Here is a 24,425-nt window from a genome sequence, read left to right on the forward strand (position 1 = left end):
ACAGAACCATGCAGAACATCGAGCGCGAGCCTGAGGCTGCGCCGCTGATCTCAGTGGTGATGGCCAATTTCGAAGCGGGCGATAAAATCGTCCATGCGCTGCATTCGGTGCTGCGCCAAAGTTTTTCCGACATCGAGATCATCGTCAGCGACGATTGCTCGGGCGACGATAGCCTCGCCCATGTGCGGCGGCTGATGGAGATGGATGGCCGGATCAAGCTGATCACGGCCATGGCCAATGGCGGCCCGGCGCGATGCCGCAACCGGGCGCTCGATGCGGCGCGTGGCAAGTGGATTGCCGTTGTCGATAGCGACGACATCATCCATCCCGAACGGTTCGAACGGCTGATCGCGGCGGCGGAAGCGCATGATTGCGATATCGTCGCCGATGATCTCTTGCTGTTTTTCGAAGACGGGTCCTTGCCCAAGCTGATGCTGGGCGAGGGGACGGATCGCGCGTTTCTGGTTTCGGCGGAGCGCTGGATTTTGGCGGGGACCGATGGGTCGCCGGCACTGGGCTATTTGAAGCCGCTGATCCGGGCCGAGCGGCTGAAGGCACTGCGCTATGACGAGCGGTTGCGGATCGGGGAGGATTTCGACCTGATCCTGCGCTTGCTGCTCGATGGCGGGCGTATGCTGGTCGTGCCGGAGCCGTTCTATCTCTATCGCCGGCATTCGCAGTCGATTTCGCACCGGCTTTCGGTGAGCGATATGGAGGCTATGGCTGAGCGGCAGCGCGCGGTTATGGTGCAGCATGAAGCGCTCGATCGGCGGATCACGGCGGCTTTTGCGCAGCGGCTCCAGGGGTTGCAGCGCGGGCTGACGTTTGAACGGCTGGTGGCGAGTCTCAAGGGACGACGCTTTGGCAGTGCGCTGGCGCAGGTGGCGCAGCGGCCAGGATTGGCGCCGAAACTCTTGGCGTCTATCGCCGAAGGGCGGAAGCGGCGGGCGGCAGCGCCTGTGGTGGCCGAGGCCTCGCCGGTTTTGGTACTGGGCGCGGGGTCGGACCATGCGGTGCCGGACTATGTGCCATCGCATTTGATCGACTGGTCTGCGCCGCGGCCGCGCGAAATCTGGCGCGACTTGGCGAGCCGGCGCGGGCAGGGGGCAGTGCGCTGCATTCCGCTCGACGCCGCGGGAGAATATGCCGCCGGGTTCATTCCCGAAGCCGTCGTGTCGCATCCCGAGCGGGTGGGGCTCGCGTCATGATGGAGCAACGCTGCCAGTTGACGCTCAATTTTGCAACGCTACTTACCTTCGGGGCTTTTGCCGCGCTGGTGCTGAACGCCATGTTCGGGCCGCTGGCGGCGCTGACCTTTATGGGGTGCGGGGCGCTGTTGATCGTCAGCAATCCAGGGCAAAGCCTTGAAAGTCTTAGGCAGTGGTGGCCGGTACTAATCCTGCCGGCCTATTGCATGCTGACATCGCTCTGGTCGCTCTATCCGGCCAATTCCTCTCGCTATGGGCTGCAGCTGGCTTTTACGCTGGCCGTGGCCGTGGTCATCACCGGGCGGGTGTCTACATCGACGCTGATGCGGCTGATGTTCATTGTTTACGGCATCGGGGTCGTGGCGAGCCTGGCTTTTGGCAAGACGGGGCTCGGTGGCGCCTGGGTCGGGGCGTTTGGCAGCAAGAATGCGGTTGCGGCGCATATCGCGGTTTTTGCGCTGGTGTCGGTGGCTGTGGCGGCGGACCGGGATTCGCCGATCGTGCTGCGCGTGCTGGGCGTCGGTGGCGCGCTGCTTTCGGGTCCGTTGCTGTCGCTGGCGCAATCGGCGGGCGCCATCCTGATGGTAGCGCCATGTCTTGCGGTGATTTTGTTGACGCTGCTGCTGAACCGACTCACGGGGATGCAGAAGCTGTTCGTCATGACCATGATCGTCATTTTGGCGGCGGGGCTGATGCTGTTGATCATGGTGGCGGGGGATACGCTCCTGGCGGGCGTGCTCGAAGGCTCGGGCAAGGATGCGACACTGACCGGGCGCACGGATCTTTGGGCCACCGGCCTGAGCTATATTGCCGAGCGGCCGCTGCAGGGGCTGGGCTATCGCTCGTTTTGGGTGATTGGTTTTGCGCCGGCGGAAGAGCTCTGGGCTATGTTCGATGTGCCTTCGGGCGCCGGGTTCAACTTCCACAACACCTATATTTCCAATGCCGTCGAGATTGGTCTCGTTGGGCTTTTGATGCAGATCGTCATCATCTATGGCGGCGCGGTGGCCATGGGCATTTATACGTTTGCCCGGCCGAATGCCGCCAATGCGCTGCTGCTGTCGCTGCAGCTCTTGATGATCCTTCGCAGCTTCATCGAAGTCGAAGTGTTCTTCGAGTTTTCCATCCGCTCGATCATGGGTGTCGCCACCCTCATCTATGCCGCCCAGGGGCTTATGGCCCTCAGGGCCCAGGCAGCGCCGCCGGCGCGTCGTCCCAAAGGATTATTGAGCCATGTCAGATTTCCAGCCAGGCCTCGTCCATATCCGCACGCCGACCTATAAGCGCCCTGATGCCTTGCGGCGGGCGCTCTATTCGATGATCGACCAGAGCTGGCCGCATTGGATTTGCGACGTTTATGACGATGACCCGGATCAGGCAGCGCGGAGCGTCGTGACGGCGATCGGGGATGCGCGCATTCGCTACACGGCGAACAAGCCACAACTCTTTGCGTCCAAGAACATCGACCAGTGTTTTAGCGCCGAGAATCCGCATGGCGCGGAGTTCTTCTGCGTGGTCGAGGACGACAATTTTGTCCTGCCCGACTTTTGCGCGGCCAATATCAAGCTGATGGCGGAGGAGAATGTCGAGATCGTCCTGCGCAATCAGGTGTTCGAATATGCCAGCGGCACGGCCGCGGCGCGGCTGTCGACCGTTGGTGTGCTCGATGAGCTGTTCACCGAGGGGCGCTACGCCGCTGGCGATTTCCGCTTGTCGCTATTGGCGGGGATCGGGGTCTCCAATGGCGGGCTGTTCTGGTCGGTAAGGGCGCGCTCGCCGCTTGAAATCCAATATCCGTGCACTGCGACGCTGCAGGAATATCTGCGGACCTATTCGGTGGTGGAGCCGATCTATGTCGCCATGCATCCGCTGGCCGTCTGGGCTGAGAACGCCGAACAGACCACGCGGAATGCGGAACTCAAGGCCGGATATCTGCGGCGGGAGCTGGATTTGAAGCGCGCCGTGCAGGCGCTGCGGCGGCGGGTTTGGGAAGAGGCATCGCCGGAGCAGCGGGCGAGTTTTCTGACCGACCAGCGCTTTGCGACGCCGCTTGGGACGCGGGCCATGCATGTGGGGAAGGCGCTGATCGATCAGAAGCTTTCTGGTCATGTGCCGGTGCGGGAGGCCTGGAAGCTGCGGCTGCGCGGGTGGATGATCCGGCTCCTTGGGCGGGTGACGCCTGACTTCAAGCGCTTCGTTGCCTCGCGCGATGGGCTGCGGCAAACGACGAGCCGGGCATGAGTGCAGTCACCGAAGCGGGCGGCGCCGGGCTCGATCATCTGAAAACGGGCCGGGCTTCGGCGGCGATCAAGGGCACGATGTGGTCTTTGATCAGTAGCCTTGCGCCGGCACTGCTCGGATTCCTGGTGTTTTTGGCGACGTCTCGCGTCTTGAGCCCGACCGAGTTCGGCATCGTCGCTTATGCCGCCAGCATTGCGACCGTTGGCATGGCCGTTTCGCCGATGGGGTTTCGCGAGGCGCTGATTCAGCGCGAAGGGATTGGCGCGGAGCATCTCGATACGGTGTTTTGGCTGTGTTTTGGCGCAGGCATCTTGGTTTTCGGGGCGCTTTGCGCGGCGGCGCCGTTCGTCGCGGGGGCGTCCGGGGATACTTTGCTGCTGGCGCTGATCCCGTTCATTTCGGCGCGCGTCATCTTCGATATGGCGGCGGCCGTGCCCAATGCGCTTCTGGTGCGGACCATGTCGTTCCGGATGCTAGCGATGCGGACCACGGCGGCGTCGCTGGTTGCGGCGGCTGTGTGTCTTGGGCTGCTATGGGCTGGGTTCGGGCTGTGGGCGCTGGCGGCGTCTCAATTGGCGGCGTCGATCACGACATGCTTTGGCGCGCTGATCGCGGCCAAATGGGTGCCGGGGTTCCGGTTCCATTTTCGGGCTTTGAAGGATTTGAAAGCCTTCGGGCTATTTTCGACCGGCAATCATTTCATCACGACCTTGAGCGTCGATCAGCTGCTGATCGGGGCGCTGTTGGGCCCAGCAGGGCTTGGTATCTATGGGTTTGCGCGGCGCATCTTTCAGATTTTGACGGACCTGATCGGGGGGGCGCTCAACCTCGTGTCCTATTCGCTGCTGTCTTCGATGCAGCGCGAGCCGGGGAAGCTTCGTGATGCTTATCTGCTTGGGACATTTGCGTCTTCGGTCGTCGCCTTTCCGGTCTTTGCGGGGCTGGCGCTGGTGGCTGGGGATCTCATTCCCTTTGCGTTCGGCGATCACTGGGTTGAAGCCATCCCGGTCGTGCAGGCCTTTTGTGCACTGGGGATTTTAACGGCGGTCGGGATTTTGCAGGCCTCGCTGATCCGCAGCCAGGGTCAGGCCGATCTCTGGTTCTATTATGTGCTCAGCAAGCAGGTGGTCACGGTGCTTTACGTGTTCCTGTTCGCCGGCTGGGGGCTGCTGCCGCTGACGATTGCACTCGTTATCCTCAACGTCCTAATGTGGCTGCCGAGCCTTCATATGGTGGTGCGGCTATTGGGGATTTCGCTGTGGGCCTATCTCGCCTCGTTTGCCCTGCCGGTTTTGGCGACGGCGGCGATGTGGGGCGCGGGGTGGCTGGTGCAGCGGGAGATGGGGGAGAGCGAACCGGTGCTGCGGCTGGTGGCGACGGTGGGCGCCGCAGCGCTGAGCTATGGGCTCGTTATCGTGGTCTTTGGGCGCGAGCGGGTGCAGCGGCTGGTGGGGTTTGTGCGGCGGCGGTAGGCATTGGACCTTAAGGTCGTTTTGTAATACGATGTAGTCCCATTCTGGAGCGCGCCATGACCAAGCATCAGCTTTCCGATCCGATTACACTTCGGCTGCCCCAGGATGTTTTGAGTGCGATCGAGAAGATTGCCGAGACATCGGACCGGTCCCGAAGCTGGGTGATGGTTCGCGCCATGCGCCGTTATCTCGCGAGCGAGGGCGGCGATATTCTGAAGGTTGCAGAGGGTATCGGTCAGCTTGAGGCTGGCGTGTTCGAGGACATGGACGATGTCATCGCGCAGGTGGAGCAGATCGTTCGCGGCAATGCCGCCTGATGAAAGTGCGGCTGTCCAAAAATGCCGCCGACTACATCAGACAGGAGGCCGCCTATCTCCGGCAGCATAGCCACGCGGCGGCAGAGCATTTTCTTGAGCGCGTGAAGTCTGTGCGGCGAGACCTGGAGGGGTTTGCGGAAGCGGGATTTGCCGATGAAACGCTGCCCGTGCCGGGAATGCGGCGCTTTCTGCGCGACGGGTACTTTTACGATTATCGGATTGGCGCGCGAGAGATTGAAATTGCTGCGGTGTCGAGTTCGGTGAACAGGCCATTGGCCGTGCCCCCGGATGACCACGATATCGACTTCGAGGCGAAAGATTAGGGCGGCCGGGGCCGCCCCTTTTTGTTTCAAGCCACAGCGACGCGGCTGCGGACGAAGGTGTGGACGGCGGCTTGGGCTTTTTCGGTGACTTCGGCGATTTTGGCGTCGCTGCTGAGCTGGGGCGTGAGCTTGGCCATCTCTTGCAGGTGCTGGGCAGCGATGCCGGTGAGGATGCGGTTGGGGATGGCGGCGAGGGGGGAGGCGTTGAATTGGCCGACCTTGCCGAGGCGCCCGCCACGGCCGGTGCGGCCGATATAGTATTCGAGGACGCTGGTGGGCTTGAGCGTGTTGAGGCGCACGTCTAGATCGAGCGCGCCGGCCCAATCGAGCCACTTCTTATGGTGGCCGCCATAAATGGGGCGCGCACCGATCCAGGGCGTGCGGAGGGCGTCGGCGACGATGGCGCCATGCATGGCTTCGGTGATGAGGAGGCGGGCACCGCGGATCTGGCTGAGGACTGTTTCGACCGGGGCGGTGGCGTCGATCAGCGTCATGCCAGCCTGTTTGCACGCAGCGGCCCAATCGCCGCGCTCGAGGCTTTCATAGTGCGGCATGAAGGCGATGCCAGTGTTGTTGTCGGGCGCTGGCAGGTCCATGGCGCGGAGGAGGATCGCGCTGTCGCAGATGGATAGTTTTGGATCAATGCCAAGGGTCTTGGCGGTGTTGGGCCCGCGGACGAAGCGAATGTCCCAAGTGCCGTCATGGACATCGGGCAGGCCCATATAGCCGGCATAACCGGAGCCCATGACATATTTGCGCGATTTGGCCGGCAGGTGATCGCCGATGATCGAGCCGATGCCGACGAAGAGTTCGCTCTCGTCCTCATCGAGGAAGTTTTTCGGCAGGAGAGCGGGCCAGACGTGGAGATTGAGTTCGTCGCCGAAATTGGGGACGTGGCCGCGGAAGAATACGAGCTTCATCAGGAGGACCTTTTAGTTTCGGCAGAGAATGGATTGATCGAAGGCGCAGCTTTGCCCGAGCGGGGTGAAGGCGACCCAATCGACCTCCATGGCGATGGGAGCGGTGATGGGGGCGAACGCGCCCATCCAATCGGTCAGCGTGTCCGAGCCCCAGAGGCTGAAGAAGATGCGCTGGGGATTGGAGGGAATGGTTGCGGGTGTGTCCATGGTGCGGACCAGTTCGCCATCGATGTAATAGCGCAGGCGGTTCGGCTCCCAGGTAAAGGCGAAGGTAACGTAATCCTGGTCCGAAGGCTGAGGCAGGGCGTGGGATTGGCCGCTGCCGATTTCGCCGTCGCCGCTCTTGCCGTTGACGAAGGTCGTGGTTTCGACATGGGCGGTGTCGCGGAGAAGGATTTCGAAATCGATCTCGTCATGCGGCTTGCCCTGCTGGGGGCCGATATAGGTGAAGAAGGCGGCGTTTAGCCCCGAGCCTTTTGGGGTTTTCAGTCGCGTCTCATAGGTGCCGAAGCCATAGGCCTTGCGGGTCTGGATTTCGCCGCAGCTATATTGGCGGTCGCCTTTTGGCTTGGGTGCGAAGCCGACGCGCAGATTGCCGTTTTCAGCGCGGACCTGATCATTGGCCCATTGGCAATTCTGATGGGCGCCGTTGGACCAGCCATCGGAGACATACCAGCGGCCGGTATCGAGCCTGTCGAAATCGTCGAAGAACGCCTCTTGGGCGAGGGCAGGGGTGGCGAGAGTTGCAGCGATCGACAGGCAGGCAAGGAGGCGTTTCATCCTGGTCTCCTGGGGTTAGGGCGCAAGCGCCAGGCGGGCCATGACGACGTCGCCCGAGACGAGGGGCGTGTCGATCTGGGCAGGGAGTTCCTTGCCATCGCGGACGATGGAATAGGTGTATTGCGGCGCCTGATCGCCGGGCACGGCAGCGCCGGTATAGAGAGCGGCTTCCTGGACGAGGCCCTGTTGGGTCTGGATTTTAAGCGCGAGGGCGCTGATCTGGCCGTCGACAGTTTGCTTTTCTAACGAAAGGTCGGAAATGCGCTGATCGGCGAGGCGGGCCTGTTCGCGATTGGCTGTGGCGATGGCCTGCTGGGCCTGGAGGGCAGCCGTCTCGGTATCGAGAAGGCGCGCCTCGAGATCGGCGACATTGGTCTGGAGAGAGGCGACGCGGGAGGACAGGGCGAGGCCATCTTCGGAGAGGGTCGAGATCTTTTGGAGCTGGTCTCGCGCCGTTTCGAGCTGCGTCTCGGTGCTGGCTTTCTTCTGATTGAAGGCTTCGATCTGGGTAGTCAGCAGATTGATCTCGTCGGTGAGCGAGGTCGATTGCGCTTCGGCCTGACGCTTTTGTGCAGCAAGGATTGCGGTTTCGGCCGAGAGAAGGGCGCTAATCTCGGGGAGGTCGGTCAGTTCGGGCGGAACGGCGATTTCGCTTTGGCCGGTCAGTTCGGCTTCGAGGCGGGCGCGGCGGACGAGCAGGCGATTGTATTCGTCCTCGAGCACGTCCAGGGCGCCGGTCGTGCTGAGCATCTCCTTTTCCGGACGTGCGACGGCCTCGGCGCTGCGGCGCTCGCCGCCTGCGAGGGCCAGGGCCTTGATGACCGTGAGATTGGGCGCGAAGGGATATTCGCCGGGTGTGGAGACATCGCCCGAAACGTAGATCGGGCCATAGGCGGAGACTTCTACCGTGACGGATGGGGCTGTTGGCAGGCCGAGGGTTTGCTGCAGGCCAGCGCCGATCGTTGTCGCCAGATCGGTGCTGGTCTTGCCGGCGCCTTCGGTGGGCCCGAGCATCGGAAAGTTCACATTGCCATCGGCGCCGACGATGTAATCGCCGGCAAGGGCTGCCCATTCCTGGAAACTAGAATCGGCGGCTTTCCACTGGACGACCTTGATCGTCAGCTTGTCGGAAATGCCCAAGATATAGGGCTCTGCTGCATGCACAGAGGTGAACGCGGCGGAAGCCACGAGCCAGACGGCGATGTACCGGGCGACGGACGAAGTCTTGCCGGGGGATGAAATCATGTCCCCATCCTTGCTTTCGATCGAGATGACAGGATGGTTGCCAGCGATCGTGCTCGCAATGGGGCGGGCAGGAATTAAGGCAGACCAGTAACCTGTGAGGGCGTGAGGCTAGAGGATTGTTTTCGCAGAGGTTTCCGTGGTCGCATCGGATGTTGCCGGCTCGCACAAGGGAGATATGCTGGAGGCGGGAAACTGCGATTGGGCATTTCGCGGATTTGATGGGCGCGTGCGCTTGGTCGTGTGGATACTGGGGGCGTAGCCGAGTGAAGAAAGCCGTCGGCGTTGCTGCGGCGACAGGGCAGGCCAAACCACGCTGCGGTCTCTGTCATCAAGCGCGCCGAACTCTTCCTGATGCGCCTTGCTGCGCGTCTGGATATCGAAAATGCGCGGATCAAGCGGTTCGGGGAGGGCGGCCATGGCGGTAAAGAGAACGGCGGCGCATTGGGGAGACAACTGCAGATTGCGCTCGAAATAGACGACGACCTCGCTGAGCGCGGCATCGGGCGCAACGGCCTGAATTTTCTTGATGGCCTCCTGGCATGTGCGCTGCTTTTGACGCGCTGTCAGACCGTGAATATTTGCCCGGGTGATCGCCTGGTCAAGCAGTTCGCCATCCCAGATGCCGGTCACCGGATAGCGGCCGACGCAGCGCTGGCAAATCCAGAGCGATTCTTCGTCACGGGTGACTTCATAGGTGAGACGCTGCTCGTCCTGCCCGCAGAAGCCACAGGTGCTGGCGAAGGTCACGTCATCCGCAATTTCCCACGTATAGGCCCAAGTCTTGGGATCGCCCACGGCGTCGGCAAGCGTATAGCGGATACGGGCCATCGGCATGCTTTGGAGCCTCATCGTTCGTTGCGCAAATCCCCATTCACGGGGGCGTGACTTATGATGGACAAAGCAAGGCACGCATTGGAGTCAACGAAGGCAAGTTACGGCAAAAATTAGGAGATTTGGTGGCAGTTTAGCTGCTCTAGGTGCAGGTGGCGTCTGAGGAACTGTCGCTTGTCAGCCGGGTGTATCGGGGATAAGGGACCGCCATGCTGACCTCATCACGCACTGCTCTCACCGCTTTTGCCCTTATCGCAGTGCTCGCCATGGCGCCCGTTGCGCCCGAAGCGGCCAATGTGCTGTTCCTGATTTCCGGGATTTTGGGCTTTGGGTTTTTGGTGCGCTCAGGCGTCGCAGCTATTCGGCGCCCGGTAGTCTGGATGCCGCTTCTTGCGCTTCTTCTTATCGCGATTGCCTACGTCATTGGGTCGGGGTCGGTGGATGGGCTGATTGGCTTGGCCTATTTTGCGCCGGTGATCGGGATTTATCCGCTGGTGGCGGCAGGCGAGGAGCCGGGCTTTGAGGCGGTGGATTTGGCTGGTGTACTGGGCTTGGCAGGCGTTGCCGGAGCCGCGCTGATGGCGGCAGTCGAAGTGATGGAAACGGGGACAAGCCGGGCCGGCAATAGCGTCGCCAATCCGATCCACTTTGCGGACGTTGCGCTGATTGTTGGCTTTCTTGCCTGCGCCGGCATGCTGCGTCCGGCGGGCAGATGGCGGTATGTCTACCTGTTGGCGCCAGTCCTGGCTTCGGTCGCGGTGGTGCTTTCGGGGTCGCGCGGCCCCATGGTTGCGATTGCGATTATGGGCTTGGTCGCTGGGCTAGTGGCCGTGGGTACGCGCCTCGTATCGCTGAAGTGGGCGGGGATCGCATTGGTCATTGTGGCGGTGTTCTGCGTGATCGGTGCGGTCGCCGGGGTGCAGCAGCTTTCTGGCGTGCAGCGCGTGCTGATCGATATTTCCGAGGTGATGCGGGTGGGCATACCGACGGACGAGTCCACTAGTATCCGGCTCCAGATGCAGTTGGGTGGATGGCGGGCGTTTCTCGAGGCACCGGTCTTTGGTCAGGGACCGCTCGACTTTGTCAGCGTGGCCAATGGCCTGGCAGAGGTGCCGTTTGGTGAAGCGCCGCATCTCCATAGCGATCCTGCGGACTTTGCGGCAAGCGCGGGGATCATCGGGATGGTGGCTTACCTGCTGTTGCTGTTGGCGCCATTGATTGAGGTGTTGCGGCTTCCGCGTGGTGTCGAGCGCGCACGGTTGCTGGTTCTGGCTTCGGCGCTGGTAGTCGGCTATTTCGTCATGGGCCTGACCAATGCCATGTTCGGCATCTGGAACGTGACCACTGGCTATGCTGCGATTTGCCTCGTGATTGGCCTGCTTGCGACATCCGTCCGGCGGGCGCCGCGGGTTGAGGGCGTCTGAAGCCGAAATAGCGTTCGGTTGGTTTCGCCGCTGGCGGAACGAATTTCTCATTCTGCCCGGAATCTTGCGCTGACCAAGGCTTGAGAAACTCTACTTCTCGGCTAGAGTTGGAACGAAATTTCGGGGTAGGGTTTCCCCGAGTGAATAACTCTGGCTTTGTCGCGGCTGCCGTGGACTTGCCGCGACTGAGGGGGTTGCATGACGAGACTTGGCCGCTTTCGCCAGCCGAGCGTCATCCCGGGCTTTGGCCTGACTTTTGGATTTACCCTCACCTATTTCTCCCTGATCATTCTCGTGCCGCTCGTCGCACTGGTTCTGCGCTCGACCGGACTTGGCTGGAATGGTTTCTGGGCGGCAGCGCTTGATCCGCGTGTGCTCGCGGCACTGCGGACGAGCTTTGTGACCGCGCTGATCGCCGCGGGCGTCAATGTCGTGTTCGGGACGTTGATCGCCTGGGTGCTGGTGCGCTACCGCTTTCCCGGCCGACGGATTTTCGATGCCATGGTCGATCTGCCTTTTGCCCTGCCGACCGCGGTGGCAGGCATTGCGTTGACGGCGATCTATGCGCCGAATGGCTTTATCGGGCAGATCGCGGCGCAGTTCGGCATTCGGATCGCCTATACGCCGATCGGCATTACGATTGCGATGATCTTTATCGGGCTGCCGTTCGTCGTGCGGACGATCCAGCCGATCCTCGAAGAGACTAGCAAGGAAGTGGAAGAGGCATCTGCAACGTTGGGCGCAAATCGCTTCCAGACGATTTCGCGGGTGCTGCTGCCGAGTTTGACGCCGGCGATCCTGACCGGCTTTGCCTTGGCTTTTGCGCGGGCGGTCGGCGAATATGGTTCAGTGATTTTCATTGCCGGCAATATCCCTTTCGTTTCGGAAATTGCGCCGCTGCTGATCGTCATTCGCCTTGAAGAGTTCAATTATGCCGGGGCGGCCGTGATCGCCACGGTGATGCTAGCGATCTCCTTTGCGATGCTCTTCGTCCTCAACCTGATCCAGGCCTGGAGCCGGCGGAGGTATGGCTATGGAAGCTAGTTTGCAGCATCGCCAGGTGACCTCGCCGACCAATGAGCCTGCCGGTGTGCGGTGGACGCTGATCCTTGCGGGTCTCGTCTATATGGCGCTATTCATCGTCTTGCCGGTGATCGCCGTATTTTCTGAGGCTTTTGCGCAGGGCTGGGGCGCATTTTTTCAATCGCTGCAGAGCCCTGATGCCCAATCGGCCATAAGGCTGACTTTGCTGGTAGCGGCGATCGCCGTGCCGCTCAATGTTGTTTTCGGCATCTGCGCATCGTGGGCCATCGCCAAGTTCGAATTCAAGGGCAAGGCGTTTCTGATCACCTTGATCGATCTGCCATTTTCGGTGTCGCCGGTGATTTCGGGGCTCGTTTATGTGCTGCTGTTTGGATCGGGCAGTGTGCTCGGCCCTTGGCTGCGCTCCTATAATATCGAAATTCTCTTTGCCGTGCCCGGCATTGTCCTCGCGACAATCTTCGTGACCTTTCCTTTCGTCGCGCGGGAATTGATCCCGCTGATGCAGGATCAGGGCAGCGGCGATGAAGAGGCGGCGATTTCGCTCGGCGCTTCGGGCTGGCAAACGTTTTGGAAGGTGACCCTCCCCAATATCAAATGGGGTCTCCTTTATGGCGTGCTGCTGTGCAATGCGCGCGCCATGGGTGAATTCGGCGCCGTTGCGGTGGTTTCGGGCAAGATCCGCGGCCAGACGACGACGATGCCGCTGCAGGTCGAGATGTTCTATAATGAATATCAAAGCACCGCTGCTTTCGCCCTCGCCTCGATGCTTGCCTTGCTCGCTCTTGTAACCCTTGTTCTTAAGACAGCGCTCGAATGGCGATTTGGCGATGAACTCGCCGCCACCGGGCGCGGCCATTGACTGGACCATAGATGGAAGTACGCGTTCAAAACGTCCGCAAGGAATTCGACCGGTTTCCGGCGCTGCATGATGTGTCGCTCGATATTGCTTCGGGTGAACTCATTGCGCTTCTGGGCCCTTCGGGTTCGGGCAAGACGACGCTGCTGCGCCTGATCGCGGGGCTCGAACGGCCGACAGCGGGCAAGATCTTTTTCGGGGCGGAAGACGCCTCGGAAAAGAACGTGCAGGAGCGCAATATCGGCTTCGTCTTCCAGCATTATGCGCTGTTCCGGCACATGACGATTTTGGAAAACGTTTCCTTCGGGCTCGAAGTGCGGCCGCGCGCGACGCGTCCAGCCAAGGCGGAAATTCGCCGCCGGGCGCGCGAACTGCTCGATCTGGTGCAGCTTTCGGGACTCGAGAAGCGCTATCCGAGCCAGCTTTCGGGCGGGCAGCGACAGCGTGTGGCGCTGGCGCGTGCATTGGCGATCGAGCCGCGCGTGCTGTTGCTCGATGAGCCCTTTGGCGCGCTCGACGCACAAGTGCGGCGGGAGCTGCGCAAGTGGCTACGCGAAATTCATGATCGCACCGGGCACACCACTGTGTTCGTGACGCATGACCAGGAAGAAGCGCTGGAGCTGGCCGATCGGCTCTGCGTGATGAGCCAGGGCAAGATCGAACAAGTGGGGACGCCGGATTCGGTTTACGACCATCCGCAATCGCCTTTCGTTTTCGGCTTTATCGGGGAATCGAGCACGCTGCCGGTGACGGTGGAGCGCGGCGATCTCTGGCTGGGCGATCGGCCGCTTGGGGTTTCCGGCGTCGAGGGGAATGGCCCGGCACAACTCTATTTCCGGCCGCACGATATCGAACTCGTCGAGGCCGATGCAGCACTCCGCGGTGTCGTGGCGAGTAGCCGACGCGTCGGCGGTACGCGACGGGTGGAGCTGGAATTGGGTGGTTCGGCGCACCGGGTAGAGATCGATCTGCCGTTCGATCATCCGGCCGGCGAGCGTAGCCAGATCAGTTTCCGGCCCAAGCGTTGGAAGCTGTTTCCGGCGGTTTAGGTCAGATTTTTTGGCATTAGCCGTTTGCTCTCCTCTGTCTTCCCTCGGGCTTGACCCGAGGGTCACTGCGCCAACACATTGAACGTTTGTGGCTCCCGAATTGGCCCTCGGGTCAGGCCCGAGGGAAGGGCGGTGTGTGGGACAGTCCGAGCGCCCAAAGCGTCTGCAGTGGCTGGCCCCGTCTCTTTGGCCGGGGTGGAAATCGAGGTGATCGTACGTTACTTGGCTTTGCTCAGGGCTTCGCGCAATTGGCGCAGGATGGAATCCTGGTCGTAGGGCTTACGGACGACGCCGATGCCCTCAAAGGCAGTCGGGATGCTGCCAGCTTCGCCATAGCCCGTAGCGAAGATGAAGGGGATGCCGTCGGCCAGCAGTTGGCGGGCGATGGGTTCCGAGGTTTCTTCGCCCAGATTGACGTCGAGGATCGCGATATCCGGTCTGTTCCGCGACAGGGCGGCGCTGGCTTCGCGATGCGAAGTGGCGACGGCATCGACCTCCATGCCCGCATCGACCAGAAGGCGTTCGAGATCCATGGCGATCAGCATCTGATCTTCAACGACGAGCACATGCTTGCCGGTGAGGTCAGTGTCTGCGACCACCGAAGGATGGGACGTTTCGACCGGGGTCGGCGCCGGGACGTTACGAATGGCGATGAAGCGCGGTGGGATTCTGAACCGGGCAAGAACGCCCTCGCGAAGGTATTGCACGTCGCTTTCCCCGCCGAGATCGAAGGGAATGCTGCGATCGATCAGCACCGTGCCGAAGCCGCGGCGGCTGGGCGGAGTGACTTCGGGACCATCGCTTTCTTGCCAGACGATATTGCAGCCACCGACATCGTCGATGCTCCAGGTGACGCTGAGCGTGGCGCCGGGGCGGGAGAGCGCGCCGTATTTGGCGGCATTGGTCGAAAGCTCGTGCAGCACCAGCGCCATGATTGAAAAGGCGCGCGCATCCATCCAGACACCGGGGCCAGATAGGACGATGCTCGATGTTCCGGTGCGGTAGGGGGTTAATTCTGCATTGAGCAGATCGACCAGGGAGCCGCCACCATCGCCGCGAATGACCTGATCATGGGCGAGCGAGAGGGCATGGATGCGGCCGCGGAGCGACTCGACATAGTTTTCGAGGCTCTGGCCGGTATGGTCGGGGCTTGTGACCAGCGATTTGATGACCGCGAGGATGTTCTTGACGCGGTGGTTCAGCTCTTCGTTGAGCATGCGCTGGCGCAGTTCGGCCTTGGCGCGCTCATCGGCCAGCAATTCCGAATGTTGCAGGATGACTCCGACGAGGGCGGCGCGAGCCGCTTCTCCGAATTCGCGCTCCTGCTCGGTCCAGGGCGCGGATTGCTGGTGAACCGTCTCTTTCCAGATGGCGAAGCTCTTGCGCGGCGTCAGACGATCGCCGAGCGGGCCTGTCTCGTAGACCTTATCCGGATTGCCGGCCCAATCGAGTGTCTGCACCAATTCCTTGCGGAAATAGAACAGGAAATCGCGCGGCCGCTGCGAGAGTGGCACGATGAGAACGCCTGCAGCGGTCGCTGCATATTCCTCGGCGCCGGGGAAGACATTGGCCAATTTGTTGGTGGCCCAAATACAGCCTTCGGCGACGGTCTGCGCGAACCGTGCGAGGCCGGGGATTGCTTCGGGCGGTGGCGTCGCGCCAGAACTAACGAGCTTGCCGTCGATCCACATGGCAAGGCCATCGGACGGTATGAGATTGCCGAAATCGCTCAGATGATCGCGGAACAGCTGATTGATGTCGTCTGCGCCGACAGCAAGCCCAAGGAACTCGTCGAGGGCGCGGCGCGCCGTGGTGACGGCTTCGAGGAGGCGCCGATTGTGGAGGGCATTGAGATGGAGCGAGAAAAACTCGCCGAACATTTCGGCGGCGACCCGCTGCGCCATGGACAGCGTGCGTGGGCCATAATGGTGGCAGGCGATCAGCCCCCACAGCTCGCCATCAATGATGATGGAAATCGACATCGAGGCGCCGACACCCATATTGCGGAGGTATTCGCAATGGATGGGCGAAACGCTGCGCAGATGCGCGAAGGAAAGGTCGAGCGGCTCGCCGGAGATATCGAGCACCGGATTGACTGGAATTCGCTCGAAATTGGCGTCGGAAATGATGCGGATCGTGTTCTTGAGATAGAGCGCACGGGCCTGTTGCGGGATGTCGCTGGCAGGGAAATATTGGCCGAGGAAACTTTCGAGATCGGGGCGCTTGGCTTCGCTCATCACTTTGCCGGCGCCATCGGAGCCGAACTGGTAGATCATGACGCGATCATAGCCGAGCATCCCCTGGATCAGGCGGGCCGTGTCGCGGATCAGGCGATCGGTCGTCGTGATCTGCTGGATGCGGCCAAGCATGGCGCGGGTCAGTTCGAGCGGTTGGGCAATTTCGCTTTCGGCCGGCTCGAGCTCGATGATGGCATTGCCCTTGAAGCGGTGGACCGCGATGTCATACCGGCGGCCGTTGGGCAGCAGCTCGCCAAAGAGCAGCGAAGAGCGGGCGCCTTCCTGCGTGCGCGAAAGAGCGTTGCGAATGTTATGGGAAACCTGATCGCCTAGCACTTCGGGCAGCGAGCGGCCGTTGAGATCGCCTTCTACGCCGATAATGCCAGCACAATTTTCTGAATGACGCAGAACGGTGACGGCGGACATGTCACAGGCGAGGAGGCATCCATGGGGCTGAATGCTGCCCGGAATGTGGATGGGTTCGCGATCACAATTGGTCAGGTCGACCTTGGTCTGGGCGTTCATGGGGCCGCAACCGTGTAGGCATCGAGGGCGAGGCGGAAGGCATCTTCGCTGGCGCGCAACACGTCTTCATGCTCGCCGGCGGGGGTCTGTTCCAGAACCGAGAGGAACTGCGGCCAGCGTGCGATGTCGCCGGCCTGACGGCCAAGATGACGGGCGCCGAAATCTTCGGAGAAACCGATAGCCTTGGCGCGGCGCAACAGGAGGCGGGCGCCGACGCTGGAGCCTTCGAGGACATAGAGCATGCCGAGGCGTTCGCCGCGATTGGCGCGCGGCGTTTCACTGGTTTGAGTCTTGGGCACGGAGCGGCCGAGATCGGCCAGATCCTGCGCCATGACGTCGGCCAAGAGCGGGGACTGCCAGCCGTCGCCGGCAAGGCGTGGCTCTATGGCCGCACGAAAAAGATAGCTGCGCGTGACATAGTCTGCGTAGTCGTCTTGGGCAGTGAACTCCCCCACCTGCTGATCAAGCTGGTGGTGGAGCGCGGCGGTCCGCTCTTTGAGCGCGGAACGCAGTGAGGCTATGGCCATGGAAGCTCCGATTTCCAGCGAACATAGGTCGTGTGACCAAAGCTGTCATTTCAATATTTTATAACTTATGTCATAGCGCACAACGCTTTTTGCGCGGCCTTTCCAGAATTGTTGACTTGGATGGTCACCTTTATTAAGGGGTGACGCGCGACGAATTTCGGCGCGTGGTGCGATGACGGCAGCAGACTGCCGAGAGGTGTGACATGGCAGAGCGGAAAACGGCCTTGGGCCTGATGCAGCGAATGGCAACGGTTGCGTTGGTTTTGGCTGGGATCACGGGCTTTTCTATGGCGCAGGATGTTGCACCGGTCAGCCCTGTGCCGGATGTGGTTGCGCCAGCAGTTGTGCCGGGAACGCAGACGGCGCCTGCCGTTGTGGATGTTCCGGCTGAGCCTGCAGTTGGTGTCGAAACCGGGTTACAGGGGCATGACCTATCGCCCTGGGGCATGTTCATGGCGGCGGATTACGTCGTCAAAGGCGTGATGATCGGGCTTGTGACAGCGGCTGTCGTGACCCTGACCATCTGGTTGTTTAAGACCCTGCAGCTCGCAGGCGCGCGGCGACGGGCGCTGGCGACAGTGCGCGATGTTTCGAAGGCCCAAAGCCTCCGCGACCTGGCCGAGACGATGCGGCAGCGGAGCGGCGTCGGGGCGATGCTGGTGGCGGCGGCGCAGGAAGAAATGGACGCCTCAAGCGATATGCTGGGGCGGGTTGATCCCGGCGGGATCAAGGAACGTGTTTCCTCGCGGCTGTCGCGGATCGAGGTGGCCGCCGGCCGCAAGATTTCCAAGAGCCTTGGGATTTTGGCGTCGGTCGGTTCTGTGGGGCCGTTCGTCGGCCTCTTTGGGACCGTCTGGGGCATCATGAATGCCTTTGTCGGGATCGCCGAGACGCAGACGACAAACCTCGCCGTCGTGGCGCCGGGTATCGCAGAGGCGCTGCTCGCGACGGCATTTGGGCTTGTCGCGGCTATTCCGGCGGTGGTGATCTACAATGCCTTCGCGCGCTCGGTGACGGGCTATCGGCAGGTGCTGGCCGATGTATCGGCGGGGATCGAACGGGTGGTGAGCCGGGATCTCGATCGCGTGGCGCTGCATGGTCGCGTTTCGAGCGCTAAGGCGGCGGAATAGGCCATGGCTGGGCGGATCAAGGATAGCGGCGGCGACGATCTCGAGATCAATCACGAGATCAATGTGACGCCCTTTATCGACGTCATGCTGGTGCTGCTGATCATCTTCATGGTGGCGGCGCCTTTGGCGACGGTCGATGTCAATGTCGACCTGCCGGTGTCGAACGCGACGCCAGCGCCGCGACCCGATGAGCCGCTGTTTGTGACGCTCAAGGGCGATCTTTCACTGGCCATCGACAATGATGTGGTGGCGCGCGACGCGTTGCAGGTGCAACTCGATGCGGTGACCCAGGGGGATCGCGAGACGCGGGTGTTTTTGCGGGCCGACCAGGACGTCGCCTATGGCGAACTGATGGCGGTGATGAACCTGTTGCGCGAGGCCGGCTATGTGCGGATCGCGCTCGTTGGGCTCGAAAGTGCCAATGGGGTTGCTTTGCCAGAGGCTGCAGCGGCGCAATGAAACTGACCGGCGACAGTTTTAGTCCCGAAGATTTTTTGCGCACCACGCGGGGCGAACTTGCGCTTTGGGTGACGGCGAGCTTGATCGTGCTTTCGGGGATCGGCTCGGGCGTCTGGGCCTATCAGCGGTTCGTGCCGGCGGAACCGGCTGGAGAACAGGCCGGAGCGATGACGGTGGAATTTGCCGAGTTCGTGACATCCCCGGCAGACGAAGAGCTTGAGATCGCCGAAGGGGCGCCTTCCACGGCTTCGGAAGCCGCGCCGGAGACTGAGGCGGAGCCGGATCCTGAAGCAGAACCGGCGGAAGAGCCTGATCCAATCGAAGAGGCGAAGCAACTGGAGGAACCTGAGCCAGTGGTTGAAGAGCCGCCACCGGTTGCCGAGGAAGCGCAGCCGGAAGCTGAGGAACCGCCGCCGGTTTTAGAAGAGCCGCCGCCAGAGCAAGTTGCAGAGCCCGAGCCGGTGGCGCGTATGGCTGCGGTTGAGCCCGAGCCTATGCCAGAACCGGAGCCTGCGCCTGTCAAAACGGCAGAGCCGGTGATCGAGGTGCCCGAGGTGGAAGTGCCCGAGCCGGCTGTGGTGATCGAGCGGCAGGCGGAGGTGGTGCCGGAGGCCGAGCCGGTTGAGGAGCCGCCGGTTGTAGAACCGGTCGAGCCGGAGGCGGAGCCAGAACCAGAACCGGTGGATCCGAATTTGCCCGTGCCGGTGACGATGCCGCAGCGGATTGCCGATATTCGCGCGGAAACGCCGGCGACGAAGTTTACGCCGCCGCCACAGCGAAAGACTGCACCGCCGCCGTCAGCGGCGAGCGTTGCGGCTGCGCCGAAGCCGGCTGCGGAAAAGGCTGAGCAGGTCGCAGCGCCGCAGCAAACGGTTTCCGCGGCGCCGAGTGCGTCGCAGGTTCAGAGCTGGCAACGAAAGGTCAGTTCGCATGTGAACAGGCGCTTGAGACATCCTCAAGCGGGTAGATCTAGGGCAGCGACTGGTACGGCGTGGGTTTGGTTCAACATCGACCGAAGCGGCGGTGTTGTTTCAGTTCGCCTCTCCGAGTCTAGCGGTTCAGATATTCTGGATCAGGCAGCGTTGGACTTAATCTGGTCTAGTTCGCCTTTGCCTGCGCCCCCTCCTGGATTGCCGGAAGACAGTTTGACTATCAAATTTCCGGTCGAGTACGAAAACCGATAGCGCCTTCGATCGTTCGCAGGTGACCCGTGATGTCTTTTCGATCACGAAATATTACTGGCGAGGGCAAATGGATATCGGCCACGACCTTTGCGGGCTGGCCCGCAAGGATCAACACGCGGTCAGCTAATCTTGCGGCGTCTTCGGGCATGTGAGTAACGAGGAGCGTCGTCGGCTGGTCGGCTGCGATGATCTCTGCGACGAGATCCTGCATTTCGCCGACGAGGGCGCGGTCGAGGGAGACGAAGGGTTCGTCGAGGATCAGGAGGCCTGAGCTCATTGCCAAGGCGCGGGCGAGGCTGGCGCGGCGCTGCATGCCGCCGGAGAGTTGGCGGGGGTAGAGTTTTGCGGCGCTGGTGAGGCCGGTGCGCTCAAGGGCGGACAGGGCGGTGGCGGTATCGACGCCTTGGCCGGCGGTGCGGATGTTGTCGAGGACGGTCAGCCAGGGGAGGAGGCGGGGGTCCTGGAAGACGAAGCCGGGGGGCGGGGCGTCGATGGGCGACTGGCCGTCGATCTGGATGGAGCCGCTGAACTGCGTGTCGAGGCCAGCGATCATCCGGAGCAGGGTGGATTTGCCGATGCCGGAGGGGCCGAGGATGGCGGTGACGCTGCCCGGAGCGATAGTGAGATCGATGCCGGCCAGGACCGGCGCCGCGTTTGTTGCGTAGCGCTTTTCGGCGATGGAAAGGTTCAGGCTGGGTCCGCGCGCCATTTGAGGACCTTGTGTTCGAGGGGGCGCAGGAGGCCGTATTCGACCGCGAGGACGACGGCGATGAAGGCAGTTGTGTAGGCCAGAATGCTGGTGATGTCGAAGAACTGGAAGAAGAGGCTGACGCGGTAGCCGACGCCACCATCGCTGCCCAAGACTTCGAAGACGAGGACGATTTTCCAGATCAGCGACAGGCCCGTGCGTGCGGCGGCGAGCACGAAGGGCATGAGCTGGGGGATGAAGACGAGGCGGAGGCGCCGGGCGAGGGGCCAGCGCATGGCGCGGGCGAGTTCGTCATATTCGGGGGCGAAGTTGCGCACGCCTTCGCGGATGGTGGCGGCGACGAGGGGGAGCTTGTTGACGACGACGGCGGAAATCAGCGCGGTCTCGGTGAGGCCGAGCCAGATGTAAAAGAGGATCGCGACGACGATGGCGGGCAGGTTGAGACCGACAATGAGCCAGCCGGAAAAGAGGCGATCGAGACTGCGGACGCGGCCGAGGACGAGGCCAAGCGCCGTGCCGAGCACCATGGCGAGGAAGAAGCCGAGGCCGGCGCGGATAAGGGTTTGCCCGAGATCAGGCAGCAGGCGTTCGGCGGTGGCGAGATGAATGAGTTCGGCGCCCACCGCGAGGGGCGTCGGGAAAAGGCGCTGGGCCATGAGCATGGCCAGCACTTGCCAGAAGAGCAGAAGGAGCGGGATAGAGGCCAGCTCAAGGAAACGATGATGGCGTTGCGCGGATGGCACCAAAACTACTTGCTGTAGCCGGGCCAGAAGGTGCCCTCGGCAAGGGTCGTGTCATCGCCGACCACATCACTGCCGCCGAATTCGGCGAGGAGTGCGAAAGTCTTTTCGGCGGCGGAGGTGTCCGCGGGATCGTAGGCGGTGACGATGCCGGCGCGGTAGCCGGATTTGAGGGCCTCGAACAGCGCGGGGTCGTCGGCGGCGCCCATCAGGTCTTTGAGGTGTTCCCAGGCCGAGTCATCGGTGCGAAGCACGTCCTTGGCGGCGAAGGAGGTGTCGAGGAAACGCTTGAGGGCTTCGGGCTTCGCTGCGGCTGTGGCTTCGGTAAATGTCCAGCCGAGAAGGGGCGGGGGTGTCGCGATGCCGAGATCGCCCAGCATGGCTTTGACAGAGAGCAGTTCGGTGGCGCCGGATGCGGCGGCGCGAGCGTTCCATTGCCAGAAATTGAGGCCAGCATCGATCTTGGCACTGGCGAGGAGTTCGTTGACGAGCGGCGGAGCGCCGAAGCGGGGCTCTGTGGCTTCCGCAAGAGTCTTGCCGGTTTCGTGGGCGAAATAGGCCTGAAGAATGACCCAGCTTTTGTCGGCTGGGCCGCCGGCAACGCCTATGACTTTGCTTTCCAGATCGGCGACCGAGGCGATGTCGCTGCCGGCGGGGATCATGAGGCCCCCGACGGCGAGCGAATGGGGCACCATCGCGACCATATTGCCGGAATTGCGCTGGACCGAGACCCAGACGAAATCGGAGAGGATGACGTCGACGGCACCGGTCTGGAGCGCGATCTGGCCAGCGCGGCTATCGGCGAGCGGGCGCACGACGAGATCGAGATCATGGGCCTTGTCGAGGCCCATGGATTTGATGGTCTCGATCTCCCATTGCACGGTGCCGCTTTCCTGCACGCCGATGGTCAGCGTCTCCGCAGCCCCGGCAGAGCCGAGGCCAGCGAGCGTGAGGAAGAGCGCGGTGGCAGCGTGCTTTAGGGCCGTCATGGTCGATCAGGCGCCGGTGACGCGCCAGATGACATCGCCGACGTCGTCGGCCATGAGGAGGGCGCCATCGGCTGCGACGGTGACGCCGACGGGGCGGCCATAGGAGTATTTTTCGTCAGCCGAGAGGAAGCCCGTTAGGATATCGCGCGGCAGGCCGGTGGGCTTGCCGTTTTCGAAGGCGACGAAGGTCAGTTTGTAGCCGCTCAGCTTGCTGCGGTTCCAGGACCCGTGCTGGCCAATGGCCATGCCGGCAGGGAAGCCGGGCAGGGTGTTCTCTGGCATCCAGGTGAGGCCGAGGGAGGCCGTGTGGCCGCCGAGGGCGTAATCGGGGTGATCCTGGGTTGCGGCAGAACGGGCCGGGTTCTGGGTGACGCGATCATCGACCACGCCCCAATAGGAATAGGGCCAGCCATAGAAACCGCCATCGCGCACCGAGGTCAGATAATCGGGCGGGGTTTCGTCGCCGAGGCCATCGCGCTCGTTGACGACCGTGAAGAGCGTATTGGTCGTCGGCTCCCAGGCCATGCCAACTGGATTGCGGAGGCCGGCGCCATAGATGCGCGAGGTGCCCGTGGCGATGTCATATTCGTGGATGCAGGCGCGGTTTTCTTCGGCCGCCATGCCGGCATCGCCGATATTGCTGAGCGAACCGACGGCGACATAGAGTTTTGTGCCGTCCTTGCTGGCGATGAGATTGCGCGTCCAGTGGCCGCCGGGAACGAGGTCCATCAGTTTCTTGCCGGGTGTGGTGATGCTGGTGGCGGCGGGATCATAGGGATAGGCGTAAAGCGCATCGCTGGCGCCGACATAGAGCGTCGAGCCGATCAGTGCCATGCCATAGGGCTGGCGGACATTGGCGATATAGGTGTGGCGGATTTCGGCGACGCCATCGCCATCGGCATCGCGGAGGAGAATGATACGGTTCGGGCTATCGCCCGAGGCCCGGGCGCGCTGCATGGTGACCGACATGGCGTGGTCAAAAAGCGAGCTTGGCTTGCCCGATTCACCCATGGACTCGGCGACGAGCACGTCGGCGTTGGGGAGGACATAGACCTGGCGGGGATGGTCGAGCCCCTTGGCGAAGGCATTGACCTTGAGGCCCGCAGCGACCGTTGGCTTATGATCGCCTTCCCAGCCCTTGGCGGTCGGCATTTTCAGCGTCGGAATGCTGCCCTGGGCCTTGGGCTCGGGAATGGAGGGCTTGGCGCCGAAAACGGGCGGGCGCGGACCATCGCCGGAATGGCGGACAGCAACGGCAACGGCGCCAACGGCAGCGACGATCTGGGCGAAGATGGAATTGGCGTTCATTGGCGTCTCGACAGACTGGTATGGAACCGGGGCGGCGCCAAACTAGCGGCATTGTCGCCCGCGAGCCAATAGGAAAACCGGCTTTTTTGGAGTTTCCCGGCAGAAACTTAGGGCGGGCTAAACCTGGGACATCGGTATTGTTTGTAGTTCGGCCTCAACCCGGAATTTACCGGCACCGTGTTAGAGTGGACACCTGAGACCCAGGAGGGTTCCATGAAGCCGCCGTTCTACGCCGCAGTGCTGGTGGGGCTGGTATTTCTTTGCGGGTGCAGCGCCAGCGAAGCGCCCCTTGTCGCGGGTGGTCCGACGCCCACGCAGGCCATCGACGCCATGTTGGCCAATCCCCGTATTCTCGAACGCGACCGTGTCGCCGTGGTCGAAAAGCGCATCCGGCTCGAAGCAACGGATTGCGCCAAGCATCCGAACGGGGTCGTTACCTGCTGGGTGCGGCTCTATTCGATTGGGCGCGGCTGGTCAGCACCGAGCATGGGGCGGTTCACGCCACAGGATGACGATTGGAGCTTCGAGTTCTGAATTCGGGCGAAGCTCCCGGATTTGTTGGGCTTTTCGACTCTGCGGCCGCAACCGAATCCGTGAGCGGAACGTTGGATGGTGCGGCATTTGAAATGTCGCGCTCAACAGTGGGGTTTATGACATGGGCGACGCAGGCATTGGCTGGATTGCAGCCATCATCATCGGCGGTATTGCAGGTTGGATCGCCTCCAACATCATGAAGACCAATACCGGGATTTTTCTCAACATCGTCCTCGGCATTGTCGGCGCGGCGATTGCGAGCTTCCTTTTCGGTATTCTCGGAGTTTCCTTCGGTGGCTGGCTTGGCTACCTGATCGCGGGCCTTCTGGGCGCGTGTATTCTTATTGCCCTGGTTCGCGCGATACGACGTTAG

Annotated in this window: 25 protein-coding genes; 15 read left to right on the forward strand and 10 right to left on the reverse strand. The window is 62.1% G+C overall.

The window, feature by feature from the left end:
- The first annotated feature begins 8 nt into the window (after window positions 1–8).
- From ASE94_RS17810 to ASE94_RS17835, 6 genes are read left to right on the forward strand one after another with little or no spacing between them, the layout of a single operon-like run.
- Complete coding sequence (locus ASE94_RS17810) at window positions 9–1,208, forward strand: glycosyltransferase family 2 protein (RefSeq protein ID WP_061910130.1); 1,200 nt, start codon at window positions 9–11, stop codon at window positions 1,206–1,208.
- Window positions 1,205–2,491 carry an O-antigen ligase family protein gene (locus tag ASE94_RS17815; RefSeq protein ID WP_061910131.1) on the forward strand — a complete coding sequence of 429 codons (1,287 nt, stop codon included), beginning with the start codon at window positions 1,205–1,207 and terminating at the stop codon, window positions 2,489–2,491. The genes ASE94_RS17810 and ASE94_RS17815 overlap by 4 nt, the downstream gene beginning before the upstream one ends.
- Window positions 2,442–3,449 carry a glycosyltransferase gene (locus ASE94_RS17820; protein ID WP_062631496.1) on the forward strand — a complete coding sequence of 336 codons (1,008 nt, stop codon included), beginning with the start codon at window positions 2,442–2,444 and terminating at the stop codon, window positions 3,447–3,449. The genes ASE94_RS17815 and ASE94_RS17820 overlap by 50 nt, the downstream gene beginning before the upstream one ends.
- A complete protein-coding gene (locus tag ASE94_RS17825) occupies window positions 3,446–4,921 on the forward strand; it encodes a lipopolysaccharide biosynthesis protein (RefSeq protein ID WP_061910136.1) in 1,476 nt (491 codons plus the stop codon). Before ASE94_RS17820 ends, ASE94_RS17825 begins: the two co-directional genes overlap by 4 nt.
- A gap of 56 nt (window positions 4,922–4,977) precedes the next feature.
- Window positions 4,978–5,238: a ribbon-helix-helix domain-containing protein gene (locus tag ASE94_RS17830; protein ID WP_061910138.1), complete on the forward strand. Its 261-nt coding sequence runs from the start codon at window positions 4,978–4,980 to the stop codon at window positions 5,236–5,238.
- Window positions 5,238–5,561: a type II toxin-antitoxin system RelE/ParE family toxin gene (locus ASE94_RS17835; RefSeq protein ID WP_061910140.1), complete on the forward strand. Its 324-nt coding sequence runs from the start codon at window positions 5,238–5,240 to the stop codon at window positions 5,559–5,561. Before ASE94_RS17830 ends, ASE94_RS17835 begins: the two co-directional genes overlap by 1 nt.
- Before the next feature lie 26 nt (window positions 5,562–5,587).
- Here ASE94_RS17835 and ASE94_RS17840 read toward each other — a convergent pair whose 3' ends face one another.
- From ASE94_RS17840 to ASE94_RS17855, 4 genes are all read right to left on the reverse strand, one after another.
- Window positions 5,588–6,481 (reverse strand): polysaccharide pyruvyl transferase family protein, encoded by an 894-nt coding sequence (locus tag ASE94_RS17840; RefSeq protein WP_061910142.1) that lies wholly within the window; start codon window positions 6,479–6,481, stop codon window positions 5,588–5,590.
- A gap of 12 nt (window positions 6,482–6,493) precedes the next feature.
- Window positions 6,494–7,261 (reverse strand): family 16 glycosylhydrolase, encoded by a 768-nt coding sequence (locus tag ASE94_RS17845; RefSeq protein ID WP_061910144.1) that lies wholly within the window; start codon window positions 7,259–7,261, stop codon window positions 6,494–6,496.
- A gap of 15 nt (window positions 7,262–7,276) precedes the next feature.
- Window positions 7,277–8,506, reverse strand: coding sequence for a polysaccharide biosynthesis/export family protein (locus tag ASE94_RS17850; protein WP_061910146.1), 1,230 nt, complete (start codon window positions 8,504–8,506; stop codon window positions 7,277–7,279).
- Between the two features lie 108 nt (window positions 8,507–8,614).
- Window positions 8,615–9,340 (reverse strand): hypothetical protein, encoded by a 726-nt coding sequence (locus ASE94_RS17855; RefSeq protein WP_062631497.1) that lies wholly within the window; start codon window positions 9,338–9,340, stop codon window positions 8,615–8,617.
- 206 nt (window positions 9,341–9,546) lie between these two features.
- Between ASE94_RS17855 and ASE94_RS17860 the strand changes: the two genes are divergently transcribed.
- The 4 genes from ASE94_RS17860 to ASE94_RS17875 all read left to right on the forward strand — a co-directional run bounded on the left by ASE94_RS17860 (window position 9,547) and on the right by ASE94_RS17875 (window position 13,710).
- A complete protein-coding gene (locus tag ASE94_RS17860) occupies window positions 9,547–10,761 on the forward strand; it encodes an O-antigen ligase family protein (protein ID WP_061910150.1) in 1,215 nt (404 codons plus the stop codon).
- A gap of 198 nt (window positions 10,762–10,959) precedes the next feature.
- Window positions 10,960–11,805 (forward strand): sulfate ABC transporter permease subunit CysT, encoded by an 846-nt coding sequence (cysT, locus tag ASE94_RS17865; RefSeq protein ID WP_061910152.1) that lies wholly within the window; start codon window positions 10,960–10,962, stop codon window positions 11,803–11,805.
- Window positions 11,795–12,664 (forward strand): sulfate ABC transporter permease subunit CysW, encoded by an 870-nt coding sequence (gene cysW / locus ASE94_RS17870; RefSeq protein ID WP_244484249.1) that lies wholly within the window; start codon window positions 11,795–11,797, stop codon window positions 12,662–12,664. Before cysT ends, cysW begins: the two co-directional genes overlap by 11 nt.
- A gap of 11 nt (window positions 12,665–12,675) precedes the next feature.
- A complete protein-coding gene (locus ASE94_RS17875; protein ID WP_061910154.1) occupies window positions 12,676–13,710 on the forward strand; it encodes a sulfate/molybdate ABC transporter ATP-binding protein in 1,035 nt (344 codons plus the stop codon).
- Between the two features lie 218 nt (window positions 13,711–13,928).
- On the opposite strand, the gene ASE94_RS17880 is transcribed toward ASE94_RS17875, so the two are convergent.
- Entirely contained in the window at window positions 13,929–16,472 is a 2,544-nt protein-coding gene (locus tag ASE94_RS17880) for an HWE histidine kinase domain-containing protein (RefSeq protein ID WP_062631498.1), read from the reverse strand.
- Window positions 16,469–16,999 (reverse strand): biliverdin-producing heme oxygenase, encoded by a 531-nt coding sequence (locus ASE94_RS17885; RefSeq protein WP_061910159.1) that lies wholly within the window; start codon window positions 16,997–16,999, stop codon window positions 16,469–16,471. Before ASE94_RS17885 ends, ASE94_RS17880 begins: the two co-directional genes overlap by 4 nt.
- Window positions 17,000–17,202: 203 nt before the next feature.
- Here ASE94_RS17885 and exbB point away from each other — a divergent pair, with 203 nt between their 5' ends.
- The 3 genes from exbB to ASE94_RS17900 are packed head-to-tail and all read left to right on the forward strand — an operon-like array spanning window position 17,203 to window position 19,772.
- Window positions 17,203–18,129 carry a tonB-system energizer ExbB gene (exbB, locus tag ASE94_RS17890; protein ID WP_062631499.1) on the forward strand — a complete coding sequence of 309 codons (927 nt, stop codon included), beginning with the start codon at window positions 17,203–17,205 and terminating at the stop codon, window positions 18,127–18,129.
- 3 nt (window positions 18,130–18,132) lie between these two features.
- Complete coding sequence (gene exbD / locus ASE94_RS17895; protein WP_061910163.1) at window positions 18,133–18,588, forward strand: TonB system transport protein ExbD; 456 nt, start codon at window positions 18,133–18,135, stop codon at window positions 18,586–18,588.
- Entirely contained in the window at window positions 18,585–19,772 is a 1,188-nt protein-coding gene (locus ASE94_RS17900; protein WP_061910165.1) for a TonB family protein, read from the forward strand. The genes exbD and ASE94_RS17900 overlap by 4 nt, the downstream gene beginning before the upstream one ends.
- Here ASE94_RS17900 and ASE94_RS17905 read toward each other — a convergent pair.
- From ASE94_RS17905 to ASE94_RS17920, 4 genes are all read right to left on the reverse strand, one after another.
- The gene (locus ASE94_RS17905) at window positions 19,741–20,481 is read right to left on the reverse strand and encodes an ABC transporter ATP-binding protein (RefSeq protein ID WP_062631500.1); all 741 of its coding nucleotides are present in this window, start codon (window positions 20,479–20,481) and stop codon (window positions 19,741–19,743) included. The two genes, ASE94_RS17900 and ASE94_RS17905, sit on opposite strands and share 32 nt — an antisense overlap.
- Window positions 20,460–21,137 (reverse strand): ABC transporter permease subunit, encoded by a 678-nt coding sequence (locus tag ASE94_RS17910; protein WP_200913702.1) that lies wholly within the window; start codon window positions 21,135–21,137, stop codon window positions 20,460–20,462. Before ASE94_RS17910 ends, ASE94_RS17905 begins: the two co-directional genes overlap by 22 nt.
- Before the next feature lie 92 nt (window positions 21,138–21,229).
- Window positions 21,230–22,210: an ABC transporter substrate-binding protein gene (locus ASE94_RS17915; RefSeq protein WP_061910170.1), complete on the reverse strand. Its 981-nt coding sequence runs from the start codon at window positions 22,208–22,210 to the stop codon at window positions 21,230–21,232.
- Window positions 22,211–22,216: 6 nt separating this feature from the next.
- Window positions 22,217–23,518: a sorbosone dehydrogenase family protein gene (locus tag ASE94_RS17920; RefSeq protein ID WP_061910172.1), complete on the reverse strand. Its 1,302-nt coding sequence runs from the start codon at window positions 23,516–23,518 to the stop codon at window positions 22,217–22,219.
- Window positions 23,519–23,731: 213 nt separating this feature from the next.
- Between ASE94_RS17920 and ASE94_RS17925 the strand changes: the two genes are divergently transcribed.
- Both ASE94_RS17925 and ASE94_RS17930 read left to right on the forward strand, forming a co-directional pair.
- Complete coding sequence (locus tag ASE94_RS17925) at window positions 23,732–24,052, forward strand: hypothetical protein (protein ID WP_062631501.1); 321 nt, start codon at window positions 23,732–23,734, stop codon at window positions 24,050–24,052.
- Window positions 24,053–24,173: 121 nt separating this feature from the next.
- A complete protein-coding gene (locus ASE94_RS17930; protein ID WP_061910176.1) occupies window positions 24,174–24,425 on the forward strand; it encodes a GlsB/YeaQ/YmgE family stress response membrane protein in 252 nt (83 codons plus the stop codon).

The sequence above is a fragment of the Devosia sp. Leaf64 genome, assembly GCF_001421945.1.
Classification (GTDB): Bacteria; Pseudomonadota; Alphaproteobacteria; order Rhizobiales; family Devosiaceae; genus Devosia.

Bases quoted from the DNA above. Each gene is read 5' to 3' on its own strand.
- ASE94_RS17925 (WP_062631501.1), top strand. From the start codon at position 23,732: ATGAAGCCGCCGTTCTACGCCGCAGTGCTGGTGGGGCTGGTATTTCTT.
- ASE94_RS17810 (WP_061910130.1), top strand. From the start codon at position 9: ATGCAGAACATCGAGCGCGAGCCTGAGGCTGCGCCGCTGATCTCAGTG.
- cysT (WP_061910152.1), top strand. From the start codon at position 10,960: ATGACGAGACTTGGCCGCTTTCGCCAGCCGAGCGTCATCCCGGGCTTT.
- ASE94_RS17900 (WP_061910165.1), top strand. From the start codon at position 18,585: ATGAAACTGACCGGCGACAGTTTTAGTCCCGAAGATTTTTTGCGCACC.
- ASE94_RS17915 (WP_061910170.1), bottom strand. From the start codon at position 22,210: ATGACGGCCCTAAAGCACGCTGCCACCGCGCTCTTCCTCACGCTCGCT.
- ASE94_RS17850 (WP_061910146.1), bottom strand. From the start codon at position 8,506: ATGATTTCATCCCCCGGCAAGACTTCGTCCGTCGCCCGGTACATCGCC.
- ASE94_RS17815 (WP_061910131.1), top strand. From the start codon at position 1,205: ATGATGGAGCAACGCTGCCAGTTGACGCTCAATTTTGCAACGCTACTT.
- cysW (WP_244484249.1), top strand. From the start codon at position 11,795: ATGGAAGCTAGTTTGCAGCATCGCCAGGTGACCTCGCCGACCAATGAG.
- ASE94_RS17930 (WP_061910176.1), top strand. From the start codon at position 24,174: ATGGGCGACGCAGGCATTGGCTGGATTGCAGCCATCATCATCGGCGGT.
- ASE94_RS17855 (WP_062631497.1), bottom strand. From the start codon at position 9,340: ATGCCGATGGCCCGTATCCGCTATACGCTTGCCGACGCCGTGGGCGAT.
- ASE94_RS17830 (WP_061910138.1), top strand. From the start codon at position 4,978: ATGACCAAGCATCAGCTTTCCGATCCGATTACACTTCGGCTGCCCCAG.
- ASE94_RS17905 (WP_062631500.1), bottom strand. From the start codon at position 20,481: ATGGCGCGCGGACCCAGCCTGAACCTTTCCATCGCCGAAAAGCGCTAC.
- ASE94_RS17875 (WP_061910154.1), top strand. From the start codon at position 12,676: ATGGAAGTACGCGTTCAAAACGTCCGCAAGGAATTCGACCGGTTTCCG.
- ASE94_RS17910 (WP_200913702.1), bottom strand. From the start codon at position 21,137: ATGGCCCAGCGCCTTTTCCCGACGCCCCTCGCGGTGGGCGCCGAACTC.
- ASE94_RS17840 (WP_061910142.1), bottom strand. From the start codon at position 6,481: ATGAAGCTCGTATTCTTCCGCGGCCACGTCCCCAATTTCGGCGACGAA.
- ASE94_RS17920 (WP_061910172.1), bottom strand. From the start codon at position 23,518: ATGAACGCCAATTCCATCTTCGCCCAGATCGTCGCTGCCGTTGGCGCC.
- exbB (WP_062631499.1), top strand. From the start codon at position 17,203: ATGGCAGAGCGGAAAACGGCCTTGGGCCTGATGCAGCGAATGGCAACG.
- ASE94_RS17825 (WP_061910136.1), top strand. From the start codon at position 3,446: ATGAGTGCAGTCACCGAAGCGGGCGGCGCCGGGCTCGATCATCTGAAA.
- ASE94_RS17860 (WP_061910150.1), top strand. From the start codon at position 9,547: ATGCTGACCTCATCACGCACTGCTCTCACCGCTTTTGCCCTTATCGCA.
- ASE94_RS17820 (WP_062631496.1), top strand. From the start codon at position 2,442: ATGTCAGATTTCCAGCCAGGCCTCGTCCATATCCGCACGCCGACCTAT.
- ASE94_RS17880 (WP_062631498.1), bottom strand. From the start codon at position 16,472: ATGAACGCCCAGACCAAGGTCGACCTGACCAATTGTGATCGCGAACCC.
- ASE94_RS17845 (WP_061910144.1), bottom strand. From the start codon at position 7,261: ATGAAACGCCTCCTTGCCTGCCTGTCGATCGCTGCAACTCTCGCCACC.
- ASE94_RS17835 (WP_061910140.1), top strand. From the start codon at position 5,238: ATGAAAGTGCGGCTGTCCAAAAATGCCGCCGACTACATCAGACAGGAG.
- exbD (WP_061910163.1), top strand. From the start codon at position 18,133: ATGGCTGGGCGGATCAAGGATAGCGGCGGCGACGATCTCGAGATCAAT.
- ASE94_RS17885 (WP_061910159.1), bottom strand. From the start codon at position 16,999: ATGGCCATAGCCTCACTGCGTTCCGCGCTCAAAGAGCGGACCGCCGCG.